The organism is Paenibacillus sp. UNC217MF, assembly GCF_000686865.1.
Lineage (GTDB): Bacteria > Bacillota > Bacilli > Paenibacillales > Paenibacillaceae > Paenibacillus_B > Paenibacillus_B suaedae.
Genome location: NZ_JMLT01000008.1, coordinates 26,928 through 45,263, shown reverse-complemented (window position 1 = coordinate 45,263; position 18,336 = coordinate 26,928). Strand labels below are relative to the sequence as shown.

At 45.7% G+C, this 18,336-nt stretch carries 17 protein-coding genes; 13 read left to right on the top strand and 4 right to left on the bottom strand.

The features are described 5' to 3' along the window. Nucleotides 1-4: 4 nt before the first annotated feature. The 4 genes from BP95_RS0103660 to BP95_RS0103645 all read left to right on the top strand — a co-directional run bounded on the left by BP95_RS0103660 (nucleotide 5) and on the right by BP95_RS0103645 (nucleotide 3,650). On the top strand, nucleotides 5-901 hold the full coding sequence (locus tag BP95_RS0103660) for a DMT family transporter (protein WP_028531428.1): 897 nt from the start codon (nucleotides 5-7) through the stop codon (nucleotides 899-901). A 129-nt stretch (nucleotides 902-1,030) separates the two neighbouring features. Beyond that, nucleotides 1,031-1,375: a YojF family protein gene (locus BP95_RS0103655; RefSeq protein ID WP_021253524.1), complete on the top strand. Its 345-nt coding sequence runs from the start codon at nucleotides 1,031-1,033 to the stop codon at nucleotides 1,373-1,375. 68 nt (nucleotides 1,376-1,443) lie between these two features. Continuing rightward, a complete protein-coding gene (bshB2, locus tag BP95_RS0103650) occupies nucleotides 1,444-2,100 on the top strand; it encodes a bacillithiol biosynthesis deacetylase BshB2 (protein WP_021253523.1) in 657 nt (218 codons plus the stop codon). A gap of 299 nt (nucleotides 2,101-2,399) precedes the next feature. After that, nucleotides 2,400-3,650 (top strand): TolB-like translocation protein, encoded by a 1,251-nt coding sequence (locus tag BP95_RS0103645; protein ID WP_028531427.1) that lies wholly within the window; start codon nucleotides 2,400-2,402, stop codon nucleotides 3,648-3,650. Between the two features lie 109 nt (nucleotides 3,651-3,759). Here BP95_RS0103645 and BP95_RS33475 read toward each other — a convergent pair whose 3' ends face one another. Then, nucleotides 3,760-4,215 carry a hypothetical protein gene (locus tag BP95_RS33475; protein ID WP_051613983.1) on the bottom strand — a complete coding sequence of 152 codons (456 nt, stop codon included), beginning with the start codon at nucleotides 4,213-4,215 and terminating at the stop codon, nucleotides 3,760-3,762. Between the two features lie 235 nt (nucleotides 4,216-4,450). Between BP95_RS33475 and BP95_RS0103635 the strand changes: the two genes are divergently transcribed. From BP95_RS0103635 to BP95_RS0103625, 3 genes are read left to right on the top strand one after another with little or no spacing between them, the layout of a single operon-like run. Beyond that, a complete protein-coding gene (locus BP95_RS0103635; RefSeq protein WP_028531426.1) occupies nucleotides 4,451-5,416 on the top strand; it encodes a sugar phosphate nucleotidyltransferase in 966 nt (321 codons plus the stop codon). A 5-nt stretch (nucleotides 5,417-5,421) separates the two neighbouring features. Then, nucleotides 5,422-6,717, top strand: coding sequence for a UDP-glucose dehydrogenase family protein (locus BP95_RS0103630; protein ID WP_021253519.1), 1,296 nt, complete (start codon nucleotides 5,422-5,424; stop codon nucleotides 6,715-6,717). A gap of 55 nt (nucleotides 6,718-6,772) precedes the next feature. After that, nucleotides 6,773-7,723, top strand: a complete 951-nt coding sequence (locus BP95_RS0103625) for an NAD-dependent epimerase/dehydratase family protein (RefSeq protein WP_021253518.1) — start codon at nucleotides 6,773-6,775, stop codon at nucleotides 7,721-7,723. A gap of 50 nt (nucleotides 7,724-7,773) precedes the next feature. On the opposite strand, the gene BP95_RS0103620 is transcribed toward BP95_RS0103625, so the two are convergent. From BP95_RS0103620 to BP95_RS0103610, 3 genes are read right to left on the bottom strand one after another with little or no spacing between them, the layout of a single operon-like run. Beyond that, on the bottom strand, nucleotides 7,774-8,910 hold the full coding sequence (locus BP95_RS0103620) for a glycosyltransferase family 4 protein (RefSeq protein WP_021253517.1): 1,137 nt from the start codon (nucleotides 8,908-8,910) through the stop codon (nucleotides 7,774-7,776). Nucleotides 8,911-8,930: 20 nt separating this feature from the next. Then, on the bottom strand, nucleotides 8,931-10,655 hold the full coding sequence (locus BP95_RS29465; RefSeq protein WP_051613982.1) for a CotS family spore coat protein: 1,725 nt from the start codon (nucleotides 10,653-10,655) through the stop codon (nucleotides 8,931-8,933). Between the two features lie 16 nt (nucleotides 10,656-10,671). Then, nucleotides 10,672-11,964: a glycosyltransferase gene (locus BP95_RS0103610; RefSeq protein WP_028531425.1), complete on the bottom strand. Its 1,293-nt coding sequence runs from the start codon at nucleotides 11,962-11,964 to the stop codon at nucleotides 10,672-10,674. 197 nt (nucleotides 11,965-12,161) lie between these two features. Here BP95_RS0103610 and BP95_RS0103605 point away from each other — a divergent pair, with 197 nt between their 5' ends. From BP95_RS0103605 to BP95_RS0103575, 6 genes are all read left to right on the top strand, one after another. After that, on the top strand, nucleotides 12,162-13,151 hold the full coding sequence (locus BP95_RS0103605) for a phosphotransferase (protein WP_028531424.1): 990 nt from the start codon (nucleotides 12,162-12,164) through the stop codon (nucleotides 13,149-13,151). Between the two features lie 171 nt (nucleotides 13,152-13,322). After that, on the top strand, nucleotides 13,323-14,018 hold the full coding sequence (locus BP95_RS0103600) for a response regulator transcription factor (protein WP_021253513.1): 696 nt from the start codon (nucleotides 13,323-13,325) through the stop codon (nucleotides 14,016-14,018). Then, the gene (locus BP95_RS0103595) at nucleotides 14,011-15,129 is read left to right on the top strand and encodes a HAMP domain-containing sensor histidine kinase (RefSeq protein ID WP_021253512.1); all 1,119 of its coding nucleotides are present in this window, start codon (nucleotides 14,011-14,013) and stop codon (nucleotides 15,127-15,129) included. Before BP95_RS0103600 ends, BP95_RS0103595 begins: the two co-directional genes overlap by 8 nt. Before the next feature lie 196 nt (nucleotides 15,130-15,325). Further along, nucleotides 15,326-16,192: a carbohydrate ABC transporter permease gene (locus BP95_RS0103585; protein ID WP_028531423.1), complete on the top strand. Its 867-nt coding sequence runs from the start codon at nucleotides 15,326-15,328 to the stop codon at nucleotides 16,190-16,192. A 49-nt stretch (nucleotides 16,193-16,241) separates the two neighbouring features. Continuing rightward, nucleotides 16,242-17,111: a carbohydrate ABC transporter permease gene (locus BP95_RS0103580; RefSeq protein WP_021254697.1), complete on the top strand. Its 870-nt coding sequence runs from the start codon at nucleotides 16,242-16,244 to the stop codon at nucleotides 17,109-17,111. Between the two features lie 24 nt (nucleotides 17,112-17,135). Next, nucleotides 17,136-18,308: an efflux RND transporter periplasmic adaptor subunit gene (locus BP95_RS0103575; RefSeq protein WP_021254698.1), complete on the top strand. Its 1,173-nt coding sequence runs from the start codon at nucleotides 17,136-17,138 to the stop codon at nucleotides 18,306-18,308. Nucleotides 18,309-18,336 lie beyond the last annotated feature (28 nt).

The window sequence follows — 18,336 nt, the reverse complement described above, 5'->3', positions numbered from 1 at the left end:
TATGATGAACCAGCTGTCCAAACATAAAACGATTTTGCTGCTTGTCTTTCTTGTGATTATGTGGGGTGTGAACTGGCCTTTGACGAAAATAGGTCTTCAGTATGCGCCTCCATTGTTATTTGCGGGGCTGCGTACCTTTATCGGGGGGATCATTTTGCTCCTGCTTGCGCTGCCGCGATACAAAAGCCTGCGGCTCAAGGAAACGTGGCCCATTTATTTAGTGTCTGCCTTTTTGAATATTGTGCTGTACTATGGCCTAATGACATTCGGCTTGCTCTATACGCCTGCAGGGCTTTTTTCAGCAGTTGTATTTCTTCAGCCTGTCTTACTAGGCGTGTTTTCATGGCTATGGCTGGGCGAATCGATGCATCCGAGAAAAATGTTCGGCTTAGTGCTTGGTTTCCTGGGTGTTGCCGTCATTTGTGCGTTTGGCATTATTGGGCATGCATCGGTGATTGGAATCGGTCTCGCACTTGGTACGGCACTTAGCTGGGCATTCGGAACCGTCTATATGAAGCGAATTAGCGAGCGTGTCGACTCCCTGTGGGTCGTATCGCTGCAGCAAACGATCGGAGGCTTGCTGCTAACGGGTTCGGGGGCATTCATTGAGAACTGGTCAGATATTGTATGGGACTTGTCGTTTATCTTGAATTTATTGTTAATATCTATTTTCGTCATCGCATTAGGCTGGCTGACTTACTTTGTGCTGATCGGGTCTGGGGAGGCCAGCAAGGTGGGGGCCTTTACTTTTTTAATTCCACTCATCTCGAATATCGCAAGTGTCATATTTTTGCATGAACAATTTACGTTCAATTTGGTAGTAGGACTTGTCTTCATTTTGTTCAGCATATACCTTGTTAATGTGAACTCGAGACGAGATAGGTCATTAATTGCAAGCTAAAGCAGGGTTACGGTAGGATGCGGGTTGTTTGCGCGAATAGGTACGTAAGCTATAACTTTATATGATACAATGAGAACTGAAATTCATATCATAAAGTCAGCGGTTAATTGATCCATGGAGGAACGAATCATGCAACTTATACAACCAGATCGCGTTCAACAGCAGCTGCAAAGCTTACAGGATAAGTTGTTATATGCGCATCTTGAGATGACTACTGGTGCTTATGCGGCACATCGGGATAAATCAAAAATGACAGCATCCGTATTTTTTAAAAATGCCCCCGTCCGCTATTCACATGGCACATTGGCAGGAACAGGCCCTTATCGTATCGGCCTAAAGACAGAGCAAGGGTGGATTTATGCGGAAGGGCTGACACATTGGGAAGAGAGCGACGAGAAACGCCTGATTATGGCTGGCCATGATTCGGAGGGACGTTTGCTTGTCAGCTTCATGCTTAGTGAGCAGCCATTCTAAGGAACAAGCCTTCTCACTGCTGATTGCGAATGATCATTATTAGGAGACAACTGAAGAGGGGACATCAAATGGAATCACAACAGCGCATTGTCGTCGTGCTGCCTCATCCCGATGATGAAGGGATTATGGCAGGTACATTAGCGAGACATATTCATCAAGGCATGACCGTTACTTATGCATGCTTGACATTGGGAGAGATGGGGCGGAACATGGGCAACCCTCTCTTTGCCAATCGGGTGACATTGCCGCTCATCCGCAAGCAAGAATTGCTGGAGGCGTGCAAGCGGATCGGAATCGAAGATGTCCGCATGTGGGGCTATCATGATAAAACGATTGAGTTCGAACAACAGGAGAAGCTGGCGGGAAGAATTGCTGACTTGCTGCTAGAGCTTAAGCCGGAAATTGTATACACGTTCTATCCGGGTCATAGTGTGCATCCGGATCACGATGCAACCGGAGCTGCGGTCGTGCAAGCGGTGAAGCTGCTACCTGAGAGCGAGCGCCCTAGGGTATTGTGCATCGCATTCTCTTCGAATCGCAAGGCTGTGTTAGGGGAGCCAAGCGTTGTGAATGATGTTAGTGACTTTGTCGAGCAGAAAATACACGCTATTCATGCACACCAATCGCAAGTGAGGTTCTTATTAGACAATGGAACGTTGGAAGATCCGGCATTTCGAGCTAAATATAGCAAGGAAGTATTCTGGGAATATCGGTTTGTCAATTAGTGCTTAACGCTAATTGTAAGAGTAATAGACACTCGATTTATGAAGCTGACGGCAGCTTTATAATCGAGTGTTTTTAATTGTTAGGGAATTCGCGGTTGATTCACGCCATTGACAATGACGGTTGCGGAGCATATGGAGTAATTTACTTACTTGTCCTCTCGTAACGACACTCGCAGAATTGTGTGCTGCGACTTGATAAGATCCAGAAGGTTTATGTAAATGTATCCATGCATGATCCGGCCAACACATATGCTGTTCGCTTCAGTGGCACACTAAGGAAAATGATAAGTAGGTGTGTCATGAGAAAGTGCATACAAGCCATAGTTGTATTCGTGCTGCTGTTCGTATGGTCGACACCCTCTAGTGGATGGCCGACTAATTCGTCCTATACAGCTGCGTTTATTCGCAACAATGATTTATGGATAACTAGCGGCACACAAGAGACACAGATCACAACAGGGGAGTACATCCGGAATCCCAAATGGTCGCATGACGGGATGTGGGTCGCTTTTACAAAAGGCAAGGAAGAGAATGAGGTTTGGGTATTCCATATGACTACGAAATCGCTTCGAAAAGTAGGAAAGGGTCAGAATATACAGTGGTCGCCCAAGCACAGCATAGTCGCATTTCAAACCGATTACACGCTTCGAATGGCCAATGTGGATACACCTAGCACCCCAATTGTGACAACGATAGAAGACAACATCGGGAACTATGCTTGGAATCCGAGCGGAAATGGATTCTTGGTATCCACACTCTCTAAGCTGCTGCCAACTGGGAAATGGGAGGATATATTGTTATATCGTATTGGCTTAGACACCGAAACAGGTACACCCAATAAAGTACTGCTGTATCGGATTCCCAATCAAACTGATGATTTCTTCGCCGTGTTAACCAGCACATTCAAATGGTCTCCTGATAGGAAATGGATCGCCTTTATCGCTGTTCCCACTGCGTCATTATCTGCAGATAGCAATACACTCTGCCTGCTGTCCTCAGATGGGACAACCTTTCTGAAAGTGGGAACCATGCTCCATGATGAAGAATGGTTCAACTGGGCACCAAGTGCAAATCAACTTGCTTATATTGCGGGTGAGGGAAGAGAAGCAACAAGCAATAAAAAATTGACCTTATTAAGCAGCTTGACACCAATGAAACAGCAAATCTATACTCCTGCGGACAAAGTAGAGACTGGCTTCACTTGGTACAATGATCGTACAATTGTCGCGTCGAGAGCTGACGAAGCGTTGTGGTCAATCGATGCGGAGAAGAGGCCGTTGCCTAAGCTTGTGAAGGTTGACCTTGATTCAGGGCAACAAGCGATGCTGTCGGCTCCCGCCATGGGATTCGGCGATTATGCGCCTGTGTTCGTGGAAGATGGAAGGAAGGTAGCGTGGATTCGAAGCAATCGTTCGACAGCAGATGTTATGTTGTCAAGACCTGATGGCAAGAATGCGCATGTGTGGATTCCAAATCTGACACTCGGGATCAATTACTATGAGCGATGGAATTGGAGCGAGGTATTTCAACCTTATGGGACGAGTGATTAGGGGGTTCCATCGGCACATCCAGCTCATGCATCGAGGGTTCTAGTCGAACGATGTAAAAAAGACGGGGAGTTCGCTCCTCGTCTTTTTCTTGTCTATGTCGTAAACAATCTTATTTATCATCATCGTCTTCGTTGTCATCATCGTCGTCATCATCATCATCGTCGCTGTAGGCCTCATCATCGTCCTCGTCATCATCGTCGTCGCTATAGGACTCATCGTCGTCCTCGTCATCATCATCGTCGCTATAGGACTCATCGTCGTCCTCGTCATCATCATCATCATCGTCGCTGTAGGCCTCATCATCGTCCTCGTCATCATCATCGTCACTATAGGACTCATCGTCGTCCTCGTCATCATCACCCAATTTAATGCCAGTCTTCTCACCATTAACTAGCTCGACTTCGACATCCTCAACTTGATCCCAATCGATTTTTTCAAGAAAGGACGCAAGGTCAATGCCTTCATCTGTCTTAAATTCGACCTTCTCGCCGTCGGCATATTCGACTTCAACGCTGTCGATATCCTCCAATTTTTTTATTTTGTTTATATATTCATTCTTACTCAATCGAATCAATCCTCTCTTGATTGAATTGGTAACGTTATGAGCGTTCCTTCTATTCTATGTTCATATCCTGCAAGGGTATGGACAAATAAAAGTGTTAGAGTGTGGAATTTTCATATGTTCGTAGTACAGATGGCAACCGTATATTTTCATCTATAAAGCTCCAGATGCCCTTACTTGGGAGAGTTGAGAATCATATAGTGATGTATGGCTGTTAACAGATAAAGGAGCGAGCAAAATGAAGGGGTTAATCCTCAGTGCTGGCAAGGGTTCACGGGTTCAACCATTTTCATTCACAACCCCTAAACCTTTGCTTCCCGTTGCCAATATTCCGCTTCTCTATTACTGCATCGAAAAACTTATAGAAGTGGGGATACATGAGGTTGGAATCGTGATTCAACCTGGACATCATTTGTTATTCGAGGAACAGTTGGGAAGAGGGGAACGTTGGGGAGTAGAGATTACGTATATTTTCCAATTTACGCCTCTTGGTATTGCAGATGCAGTTAGACAGGCGGAAAGCTACATTGGCTGCAGTGATTTCGTACTAATGCTCGGAGATAATCTAATCACGGAGTCACTAGCAGGACTCGTGGAAGTTGTAGCGCACAAAAAACACGACGCATGCATGCTTCTAGGACAGGTTGCTCAGCCGCAAGATTATGGAATCGTAGAAGTTAGGGATGATCAAGTAGTAGGGCTAGAAGAGAAGCCGAAGCATCCCAAATCAAATTTAGCTTCTCTCGGGGCATATGTGTTCACTGCGCAGCTATTTCAAGCTGTACGTTCGATAACTCCCTCTCCGAGAGGAGAATATGAGATTACACACGCCATTCAATGGTTGATAGACCATCAATGCTCGATTGGCTATGCGATTACGGATAAGAACCATACTGATATTGGAACGATAGGACGATGGCTGGAGGCGAACCAATGGGTACTGGAAGACATAGGAGAGAAAGACCTCCATGAATTGCGGTTGCGATATCCCGGATGTCGCCTGATCCCACCAGTTGTAATCGATTCTACCAGTGAATTGAAGGACTGTATCATAGGCCCCTATGTAACTATCGGTCCAAGAGCTAAGATCAATCACTGCAGCATCGAGAACAGCATTGTGCTTCAGGATGTCAGCATCACGAATGTACAACTTAACAATGTGATTGCGAATCAACACGCTATCGCATCACCGTCCGGGGGGTGAACAGCATGGATATTTTAGTAGTAGGTCTAGGGTATGTCGGAACAACGACAGCTCTTGCTTTTGCTGAAAATGGTTGGAAAATAGCCGGATTTGATACGGATCATTCAAAGCTCTGTTCCTTAGAGAAGGGAGATCTTCCTTTCTACGAGCCTGGTCTAGGAGATCTGTTGCAGAAGTATGTGGAACAGGGAAACATCCAATTTGTAAGCGATGCTAAGGAAGCGATTGAGAAGCATCACATTCTTTTTATTTGTGTGGGTACACCGTCACGAGAAGACGGGAGTGCTGATCTAACATATATACAGCAGGTGTCCGAATGGATTGGCGAACATATGCAGGAACACAAAGTCATTGTAGTCAAAAGTACAGTGCCAGTGGGCACTCAGAAACGTATCAAGGAATGGGTTGCTAACAAGCAAACCAAACCAATCTCATTCGACGTCGTATCCAATCCCGAATTCCTCCGAGAAGGCAGTGCACTTCATGACGCGCTCCATCCTGATCGAATTATTCTAGGCAGCGATTCGCAAGCTGCGGCTGATGTCGTAAGCAGCCTGTACCGAAGGTATACGTGTCCAATCATTCGAACAGAGCCATCTACTGCAGAGCTCATCAAATACGCCTCTAATGCTTTTCTCGCGACCAAAATTTCCTATGTAAACGAACTGGCCAGACTGTGTGATCAATGTGATGTATCGATAACAGATGTAGCACAAGGAATGGGGTTAGATCCTCGAATCGGTTCTTCCTTTTTACGAGCAGGCATCGGCTACGGTGGTTCGTGCTTCCCTAAAGACGTCAATGCATTACTGAGCACAGCGGAACAGTATGGCATTCATCTAGGCTTGTTAGAGAAAGTAGTTCACATTAATCGAACGCAGTATGCTTATTTTCTTACGAAGCTGACCGCGAAGCTCGGCACCCTTGATGGAAAAAAGGTCGCAATCCTCGGACTGGCCTTTAAACCAGGAACGGATGATTTACGAGAAGCGCCTTCGCTAGCGATCATTACCCAATTATGGAACAGTGGTGCCACTATAAGCGTTCATGATCCCGTCGCTGCACTTCCTCCCAACTATCCAACAGCTCGGTTGACACAGTATTCCCATATTTTAGATGCATTGCACAATGCGGATGCAGCTATCATTTGCACCGAGTGGGCGGTATACGAATCTATGAATTGGAGTGAGGCCCTCCCTATCATGCGAACTCCTATTCTGTTAGATGGCCGAAATATGCTCAGAGCAAATGAGATGCAAGCAATTGGATACGATTATGAAGGAGTGGGGGGGCACAAGTAGAGAGAAGAGTATGAAATGTTCCGTTAGAAATAGATAAGGAGGAGAGTAATCGAATATGTATATATTGGTGACGGGAGCTGCTGGGTTCATCGGCTCCCATCTCTGTGAACGGCTGCTGCTGGACGAACATGTACACGTAATTGGCGTTGATGGCTATATTGACTCGTCAACACCGCGCCCTCATAGGGAACTCAATCTAAGTTCATTGCGAACTCATGATAGATTTACCTTTCATGAAACAAATTTATTGCAATCTAATAATGAACTGCTGCTGAAGGATGTCGACGTCGTGTGCCACCTCGCAGGCATGCCGGGCGTGAGATCGAGCTGGGGGCCGGATTTTCTTCACTATGCCTCTCACAATATCGTGGCAACACAGCGGCTGTTGGAAGCATGCAAGTCGAGCCCGGTACGCAAATTTATTTATGCCTCTACGTCATCCGTGTATGGAGAAAAGACGGGGAGAGTGGATGAAGGGGCGATCACGGATCCATTGTCGCCGTATGGCGTCAGCAAATTGACTGGGGAGAACCTGTGCCGCGTATATTTGCATAATGATGGGATTCCCGTAACGATACTTCGCTTTTTTACTGTATATGGGCCAAGACAGCGTCCTGATATGGCCTTTCACCGCTTTATTCATCAAATGATTCACGGTGAACCGATCACCTTATTTGGTGATGGAGGCCAAACACGCGACTTTACTTATGTATCCGATTGTGTTGAGGGAATTGCAGCCGCTGTGCATACGGACGGTATTCTGGGACAAATATTGAATATTGGCGGCAAGCAGCGAGCGTCAATTATGGATTGCATTCATATGTTGCAGCAGCTGATTCCACATCAAGCAGGCATTCAATATATGGGAAGAACTTATGGGGAGCCAAGCCACACATGGGCAGATATCAGTAAGGCGCAGAAGCTGCTCGCTTACGATCCACAAATCGATCTGCTACAGGGGCTAGAGCGGGAGGTTGCATCGATTCGACAATTGTACGGACTATAACGGAGGAGGTGGCGCCGAGTTGCCGGCGCCACAGTTATGACAGCAGTAAATCAACCCCATACCTCTAATATTTCTTGAGCGACACGCTGCCACACGAACCGTGTCTCTGCAATTCTTCTTCCTCGTAACCCCATTTGTCTGCATTCATCCATATTTGCAAGAAGATGATTCAGCTTATTCGCATATTCTAGTGGATTCTCTGGGTCTTCAACTAGAAGACCATTTCCCTGAAGAATCACTTCAGGATTACCGCCGCGAGAGGTCGTAAGGAATGGAAGGCCAGCTGCCATCGCTTCATAATGTACTCTCGCGAGTGGTTCATTCCATATTGAGGTGCATACGAATATATCTGCCGCACAGAACCAGCGATGGACTTCGTTCGCCTGCACATAGCCGGTTGTAATCACAGGAACAGGAGAGCGAGCCGCAATTGCTCTTACGTATCCAATATAGTCACTGACTTTATTATCGCTGTACCATGCGCCGCCAACTACGACTAATACAGCATCTGAATGTTTCAGATGTGACATCGCACGCACAAGCACATGCGGGCCTTTATTACGAGACAATCGCCCAACAAATAAAATGACTTTCTTCGAATTCAGCTGATACTCTGTACGAAGGCTATTGCGTGCCTGGCGAGCATAATCGGATTCAACCCAAGGAGCGAATAGGGAGAGGTCTGCTGCGGAATAAATTGTACGTATTTTCGCTGCGGCGTGAGGGTGATATCTGCATATTTCCTGTCCTATATAATTGCTTATGGTAATAATGGCATCCGTTTGTTCGACAACGGCTCTTCCTTCTTCCGGATGGATCTTGCCAGGATGGAACATGTCATTGTGCATACTTAAGACGATTCGGGCATGAGGTGCTGTACTCCGCACGGGGAGAACAAGCCGTGGACGATTAAAGATATGGATCAGATCGTATTGTTTGCCATTCTGAGCGAGAAATCGAATAACTCCTTCGGCATATACCTCGAATAGTCCCTCCGAAGGAATGCGAACATACCGAATCCCATCGACAACTTCAACATCAGGCAGTTCCGGATCCGATCTGCCGACTATCGTAAGGTGATGACTCCGGCTCAACAGCGAGCTTACTCCTCCGATATAGGTCTGAATGGCGCCGCCCCTAATATTCGGGACAGGAAGCTTCTCCGTACAGATCATTAAGATGTTCATGCCGTATGCTTCCTCCTGTCTTATCCCGTTTTACCGGAACGTGATTTTTTTCTAGATTTGCGTATCGCTGCTGAACGAGAGATCCGCTTCTTCCGACCGGCGAAAGAGCGGGACAACTTTGTTCTCTTGATTCGGCGCAGGATCGAAGATTTTTGGCGGCGCTTGCGGCGAATAGCAAGACGTCTTCGCGTAAGCACTCTTCTAGAGCGGTGGCGGCGTATTCTTCTACGCTTGCAGCGGGCAGTTCTACGGCGGCGGACGGCATAGATCGTATCAGGTGTAAGAGTGAGAGTAGGGAAGAGCGGAAGCGCTTCATTAGCGGAAGCGGCAACGGCTGTCTCCTCGGCGTTTAGCTGTTGTGCTGGGTCATCTTGAGGGACAGCTGCGTCAATTGCTACAGCTGGTAATAGACTTGATGCTTCATTCTCGAATTGACCAACGGTATTAGGTAGTAGAGTAGATATTGCATCAGATGCAAGGTCTCCGTCTGGCTGAAGGGCAGGATCAGATGGTTGTTCGGGCAGCGAAGGAAGCTTGTCGAATACAAGTTCTCCGTTAGCATATTCGATACCAGGCATGGAAAACTGCCACATTGATGATTCGGGAACTTGCGAATAATCACCGGGTTCATAATTTCCGATGTCGCCAGCAAGCTCGTTTAGTGCCTGCCATTTGGTGCTCTCTGTAGCAAGTACACGTTGCAGGATACCTTCCAATTCCATGCTCATGAAGGTGGTTGGGTCAAATACGATCTCTTTGACATGCTTATAGAATTCGTTCGGGAACGCCATATCCAAGCAGAGCAGCTCGAACGTTTCTCGATCCATTGGGTTCGCTTCGTGATAAGCGCCTATCATTCCGCGAATCCAGGTTGTATCCCAATAGCCCATATCATCCATCGTACTTGTAATCAGTTTGCGTAAATCACGAAAAGGAAGGTCGTATGCGACCCCGTCCAAGTCAATAACCCATATTCCACCTGGGCCCATTTGGCCATTAGACCATCCATAGTCTTGATGCACTAATCCCCAATAGGGTTCTCCCATTGCCACCATTTTGAAGTATTTCGATACATTCAGCAATCGATCTAATGTCTCTTTGGCCTGAGTTTCGAAACTATCTACGACTTCGAGTAGTTTCTGACTGACAGGAAATTCGGTATAAACGGCGGCAATGTCACGGAACCAGCCGATTTTGGCGATGATCTTCTCATAATATGCTGGCCATGTGTATAGTCTTGAGGACTTGCCGGCACTTGAAGGAGGAATGTATCCTTTCGAGAACTTATGGAATTCACCGAGACCGTAGCAGAGCAGAGCCGCTCCCTCTAAGTCAACCTTCGACACAGGCTGCATGGGCTCAACCCAGTCCGTTACAATCCACAGCTTTCCGCCAGTCTCAACATAGATATCGTTCTCAACCGTCTGAATGAGGGCTGGTACGCGAGCACCTTGCTCAACCAGATATTGTTGTGCACCGATGCTGAACAGACTTCGAGCAGGTGTGCGATGAAGGACTTTAAGGCTGCGTGGCCCATGATTCGTTTCAATTCGCCAGATCGCACCGCCCTTGTCAGGTTTAGAGGTAATCAGCACCATGCTGGACACTTGCATATCATATTTCGTCATGACATGACGAGCTGCTTCTTCAACCTCAGGAGGCACATATTGTTCCAGAATTGTGCCGGGTGGTACGGTATCAATAAGATGTTCCCACGGTTCTATATGAAATTGAACCAACGGCATTCCCTCCACATCGATTTTAGTCACGCTTAGGAAATAGTAATTGACGATACACATCCAGCATTTTACTTGTGATTTGTGCGACATGGAATCTTTGCATGACGAATGTTCGTCCGGACTGAACCATCGCGTTCTTTTCTTCGAAGTCCATATTCCAGATTCGTTCAATATGTGCCGTCAATAGTCCCTTCGGAACGGAGTTGGCAGCATGGTGATCCCCGAACCAAGAGTTCCACGCTTGTTCATAACAGCTTGCATCTACGACCCCAAGATAACCTTTACTCCCCGAACAAATAAGAGGACGTTGACAGGCCATTGCTTCTAATGCGATGCGCCCCGTACCGATCACACAATCGCTTATGGCGTAACAAGCCCTCATATTCAGCATTTCTCCTGGATAGATGATGAAGGAATCCCCAGTTCGATGACGTTCCTGTTTGACGAGCTTCTCGACTTGTTCTTGATGGATGCCGCCGCCTACAATCAGAAGGATGATTGAGCTTCCTGATTTTTTGCGTAGTGCAGATGTCGCTTGGATGACGTCTTTGCATATATCTGCCTTCTCCCATGTTAGACGGCCTACATACATGACGACGAAGGCTTTATTCGGAATGCCCAGTTTGCTTCGCAAATACTGCTGATAGGCTTCGGGGTAACTGCTGAATTCCACTGCATCGAGTCCATTCGGGATAAGATGGGACGTAATGCCATCCATGTTCAATGAGTGCTCGATCGCTGGGCTGACACTTACAAAAGTGGTATTTGGCTTCAACTTCTGCATGTGCGACGCATCATAATAACAGCCATGAACGGTAAAGACAAAGGGGATGTTCATCTCTTCAGATGCGCGCTTAGCAAGCTCTCCAGAAGGGTATTGATGCGCATGTATAATTTGGATGCGTTCCGTGCAAATAATCATCTTTAATACATCGAGATGCAGCTTTGCATTTTGGACATCAGGCTCATAATTATCAAGCACGAAATCAACCTCATAGTACGGACAGCCGAGACCAATGAAGGAATCCATTATCTTGCCTCGCTTGCCTGCTACCGCTACGACTGCCCCGCTCCGAATAAGCTCTCGCGTCAATGAGAGTGTGTAAGTCTCGGTTCCTCCAATATTGAATTGATCGATGATCATTAATATACGCGGCGGCCACTGTACAGGAGGGGGGCGATATAAGGGGGCAGCAGGTTCTGAAAGGGTAACCGAAGTAGAGTGTCGTGTGGTATTGAAAATCTTTTTGCGTCTAGGATTTTCGCGCTTTCTTTGATTCTTTGTTACATTCGGTGTCCGTTTTTTTCTCTGCATTGGTTCACGCCCTTTATAAGGGGATTAGCGTATAGTATATTCATATGTCATAGGAACAAAAGTGAAAGGTACAATCGTATATTTTGGAATTTGTCCTGCTTATTCCACCATTGTAATGCCAAAACTGAAGTAGTTTCGAATATAGTGAATAGCAGAGTCTACTTGCTTCGGTTAAGCAAGAAGAAGGAGATGTGAGTATGGAGCCATCACTCGATATGATCACAGACGAATCGCTGCGAACAGCAGCAGCTATCGATTTCGTTTGTCAACATTTCTCCATAGGGGAATTGGTAGGCATAGGAGATAGGTTAAAAGGCTCATATAATATTAATCTGAAAATAATGACAACAAATGGGGAATTCGTTGTACGTTTTATTAGCTCATCCGTAAGTGAAGCTCACCTTCAATATGTCTCGAATCTGCTTGCGAAGCTAGAGAATGAAGGGATTCCTGTACCTCGTCCTGTTCAGGATGAGAAGGGTATGAGCTTTGTAGAGCTTGATGGGAAGCGGGTTCAAGTTACGCCATTTGTACAAGGCAGATCGTTCTTGTGCCGGGAGCAGCAAGTGCATTCGAGTGCAAGTATGCTTCGGAGATTCCATCATATTCTGGGAGATGAGCCGCCGGGACCACTTCCTGAGTGGTCATTCTACCATAAGAGCAGCGATTTAAGGGAACGGTTGAGCCAGCTTCGAGAATTGCCGACAATTCCTAGCAAGGAGCATGCAGAAGTATCGCGTGTCATGAACCGAGTACTTCATAAATACGACAAAGATGCATCGTTGCTGCCTCGGACAATCATCCACGGTGATTGGCATTTCTGGAATCAGAAGTACATTCGCAATGAAGTGAGCTGTGTGCTGGATTTTGACTTTGTACGGAACGGAACACGCCTCTTCGACATTGCCTATTCAATATGGGTAATCTACTTACTGCTGCCGAATTATGCGAGTACCTTCGACGCCCGTTTTCTGGCTGGATATGGGAAGCTGTCCGATATTGAGATATACTTGCTCCCTGCTGCCGTGTCTCGAATTAGTTTGTTTTTCCTATGCCAATCCATTCATTCCGCAGAACCCGATGTGAAGTGGAAGCATCAATATGGGAAGCAGATGCCGTTTCTGGAATGGATGGAGAAAGAGGGGAAGTCTAGGATTCGAAGCTTGGCTTCAGCAGTTCAAGCATAGGTTGACAAATCCGGTCACAGCGCACAAAATGGGCAGTACTCGTTACATGAAGCGAATACAGCTTAGTTAAGCAGGTGGTTGATCATTGTTCAATGCCTGCTTAGCTCTGTAATTGCAGTGAGGATCTGTTACAATGGGAGGAAATGTTACCATTTCACAGGAGTAGATCGCATGAGAGAAATTACGATACTTATTGCAGAGGACGAGAAGGAAATAGCTGATTTAATCGCTTATCATCTTGAGAAGGAAGGCTATCATTGTATCATTGCGACAGATGGTGAGGAAGCAGTACATGCTGTTCATCGCCATTCCATTGATTTGGCGATACTCGATATTATGATGCCGAAGCTGGATGGCTATGAAGTTACCCGGCAAATCCGAGAACAGAACCATATGCCCATCATATTTGTAAGCGCCAAGACAAGCGACTTGGATAAAATCACGGGTCTGGTTAGAGGAGCGGATGATTATATGACCAAGCCGTTCAACCCCATGGAGTTGGTTGCCCGGGTGAATGCACATCTGCGGCGCAGCATGCAGTTCAATTCTTCTGCTGCATCAGCTCGCAATGTACTGGAGAACGGCGGACTTGTTATGAACCTCGAGCAGCGCTCGGTTCGGCTGTATGATGAACCGATTGAGCTTACACCGAAAGAATTCGATATCTTGCACCTGCTCGCGAGCTCCCCGAAGAAGGTATTCAGCTCGGAGCATATTTTTCAACAGGTGTGGGGCGAAGCTTATTATGAGAATGCGAATACGGTCATGGTGCATATTCGTACACTTCGCAAAAAGTTGAAAGAAGATACCGCGAAAAACAAATTAATCAAAACAGTCTGGGGAGTAGGTTACACGTTCAATGGGTAAAATTATTCGCAGCTTCCGTGCTAAAATGCTGTTCCTTTTTGGTGTCAGTATCCTTCTATCCGGAGGAATCATTTTCTTACTATACAAACTTCTTCAGATGTATTATCACACCATGAAGTACGAACATCCATTAACCTCCGTTCGATATTTCATTAGGGATATAGGGGATATTAATTTCTTTTTACTTATTTTCACACCGCTTGCGATCTTGTTTTTCTTCTTGCTTACGAAGCGGTATGCAGTATACTTTAACATGATTTCCGATGGAATTAACCAGCTTGCCAACGGAGATTTCGCAAGTCCAGTACATATCGAATCCAAAGATGAATTCGGGGTTATTGCGAAAGACATTAACTTGGCCAAGATTAAGCTGCAGCAGGCGGTGGAGAGAGGAGACTTTGCTGAGAACAGCAAGGATCAATTGGTCATGAATTTGGCACATGATTTGCGTACACCACTTACGTCTATCCTTGGGTACCTGGATCTCATTCTTCGAGATAAAAAATTAACTGAAGAACAAATCAACCATTACACGGAAATCGCTTATACTAAATCGCAACGATTGGAGAAACTCATCGATCAGTTATTTGAAGTAACGAGAATGAACTATGGTACAGCGGCCATTGAGAGGCATCGAATGGATGTAAGTGAGCTTCTCATACAGGTTACCGAGGAACTATATCCCGTACTAGAGAAGAATGGTTTACAGGTTCGATTGAATATACCGTCACACATGTTTATTTGCGGAAATGGAAAGATGCTGGCGAGAGTATTCGAGAATCTACTGTCTAACGCGAATCGCTACGGAAGTGATGGGAAGTTTGTAGATATTCAAGCCCAAATCGTGTTGAATGAGGTGATTGTGAAGGTCATTAATTATGGGGATCCGATCAAGCCAGAGCATATCCCTCACTTGTTTGACATGTTCTATACCGCTGATCAAGCCCGATCCCAGCAAGGGGATAGCACAGGCTTAGGCTTATTTATTACGAAGAATATCATTTCACAGCATGATGGAACGATATCCGTTCAGAGTGATGCGGTACGAACGATGTTCGAAGTGCGCTTGCCTTCTCATAACGACGATTCTCTTCAAGCATCACAACGTTAATTTAAGAAAAATTTTATTTTTACCCCACTTTTTCTTTAAACAGTTTGTTCTATTCTAAGTGCAGGATAGGAGAAACGTTGAGAGAAAGTGGGGATTTTCATGTTTATGTGGATGATGCATACCACGTAGAATCTGATATCGACCCCCATTGCTACATGAAGAATTCAAATGGGATAGGAATGATGGGGGGTGTGAAATGACAAAATGGTTGCGCAAGGATACACCTGTAGCTTTCATGTTTCTTTTACCTAGTGGATTAGGATTCGCGATATTTTATTTCATCCCTTTTGTGAAAGGGATCATGTATTCATTTCAGAACAACGCTGTTCAAGGACAATTTGTTGGATTTGACAATTATCGCGAACTGCTCGATAGCGACTCTTTTCGCAAAGCTTTTTTACATACGACTTATTTTACCGTTATAAGCGTTCCGATCCTAATAGCTCTTTCCCTAGGCATCGCTATTTTGTTGAACAAAAACATCTATGGCCGTAACATCCTGCGGACAGCCTATGTATTGCCGCTCGTCGTTCCTACGGCGTCTATCGTGCTCATTTGGCAGATCCTCTTTGACTGGAATGGTTCCCTTAACGCTTGGTTAGGAACTTGGATGCTTGAACGTGTGGATTGGATGAAGACTGACGCCGCTCGCTATGTAATCATCGGTGTATACATATGGAAAAACATTGGCTATAACATGATTCTATTCTTGGCAGGCTTGCAGCAGATTCCGAAGGACTATTATGAGACGGCCTATATAGAAGGGGCAGGTCGCTTCCATCAGTTCAGAAGCATTACCCTCGTGTATCTAACACCTACGATGTTCTTCGTAGTCCTCATGTCGATTATGAATTCGTTCAAGGTCTTCCGGGAAACGTACTTAGTTGCCGGCGACTATCCGCATGACAGCATATATATGCTGCAGCATTATATGAACAATATGTTTGTGTCCCTGGACATACAGAAGCTTACGGCAGCGGCATCATTAATGGCAGCTTGCATCTTAGTCATCGTAATGGGGATGTATTTCATAGAGCGTCGTGTTCGACATTCGTTGGACTAAGCAACAGATAGAGCAGCAGACATGAGAAAGGAGGTAACGAGATCAACGTATGAGAAGAATACAAAAAAGCGTGATGACGGCCATTATGGCAGTGTTTGCCGGATTGATATTGTCACCAATTGTGATTACATTCACAAATTCAATAATGACAGAACAAGAAATTGAAATGAATTATGGATTGATTGGCCATGTAGGTTCAGCTGTATCTGCTTCTGCCCAGCAGTTCGTGAATTTGAAGCTGCTGCCGGATCTAGTGTCCATAGAGCAGTATTCCATGTTATTGATACAGAACTCGAAATATATAGCTATGTTCTGGAATTCTGTATTTATGGTGGTGCCGATTATCGCTGGTCAAACCTTAGTTGCAGCTCTGGCCGCATATGCATTCTCCAAACTGCGTTTTCGTGGTCGCGAGCTCCTATTTCTTGTTTACCTGTTCACGACGCTAATGCCTTATCAAGTTACGCTTGTTCCCAATTATATGATGGCCGATCAACTTGGATTGCTGAATCATCCTAGCTCGATTATTCTTCCTGGGATATTTGCCGCCTTCGGTGTATTTATGCTTCGCCAGTTCATGATGCACATTCCGTATGATTACATCGAGGCGGCTAAGATTGATGGAGCTGGTCACCTCCGAATTTTCTGGTCGATTATCGCACCCTTAATCAAACCAGGAATAGCGGGCCTTGTCATTTTGCTATTTGTGGATTATTGGAACATGGTGGAGCAGCCTCTTATTTTCCTGGACGATGCACTTAAGCAGCCACTCTCCGTTTATTTATCGAGCATCAATAAAGGGGCGCTGGGAGTCGCATTCGCTGCTTCGATGCTGTATATGGCCCCCATGGTGCTCTTGTTCTTATATGTGGAACCTTACTTTATCGAAGGTGTCCAGTTGTCAGGCATCAAGGGATAGATTGGTTTGAAGGGAGTATTGAAAGTGGGGAGTGAAGGACAAGTCGCTGCTACAGAGAAAAAGCGTCAACGAACGATAGTCATCTTGTTCGGGTTATTTATCGGACTGTTAGTGTTCTGTACCTTATTCAGCAATACATTGGAATCGTTAACGCTCCCCAAGGTTGTTACTGAGAAAGCGCTACTTGGGAGCCTTGATTATAAGCTTGAAGCAAGTGGTATCCTGCGGCCTGTGTCCGAAGTGAAACTAACGAATACGGTTCCATGGCGGGTTAGTAAGATCTACGTGAAAGAAGGAAGCTACGTCCAAAAAGGGCAGACGCTGCTGACTTATGACAGCAGTTCTGCCGAGCAAGAATTGCAAGATGAGATTGCCCATCTGGAGAAGCAAAAGATTGAGCTGCAAACCTATCAGGATCAATACATTCAATCTGCGACTTCCGAAGGGGATGACATGAAGCTGCGCGCCGCGTCGCGCGAAATACAAACACGTCGTCTGGATTTGGGGATACAAACTCGTAAAATTAACGAATTGAAAAAGAAGTTGGAACAACAAAAGGAAATCAAAGCTCCGTTCGATGGCATTGTGACGAAGATTAACGCAGTAACAGGCGTGGTGTCTTCTGGGGCGGCGGATATCATTCTAGCCAATAGCAGCCGAGGGTATCAGTTAGACATTACATCAGATGCTGAATTGTTGGATTTACTAGAGATATCGATAGGGGAGAAGATGCCGGTTGTAATCAAGGGAGACAAAGATAAAGCGAACAAGGTACAAGAGTTTCAAGCATTGATTATGGATATCGTCGACAATGAACGGCGATCAGCAGCTGCTGATGATCTTGTGACAAATGCGAAATCAACCATTGCACAGAAAACGGTTCGTCTCCAAATGGTGAACTCCGCTTTGAAAGGCGGCGAGGAAGGTCGTGTACATATTACGAAGCGTTCTCATGAAGAGGGAATTCTCATTTCGAATAAAGCGATTCATCGTGAGCGAGAAGGACTGTACATTTATGTAGTTGAAGAGCAGTTGGGGCCGCTTGGAAATGTGTTTGTAGCACGCAAGGTGCCCATTACCTCTAGTGAAAGCAATGACAAAGTAACGTTAATCACATCAGGAAATGTCTATGAACAACTAATTATCGTAGACAGCAGCGAGCCTTTGCAAGATGGCAATCGAATACGGCTTCAATAGTTGTGAAGTATGAATGAATAGAGGAGAG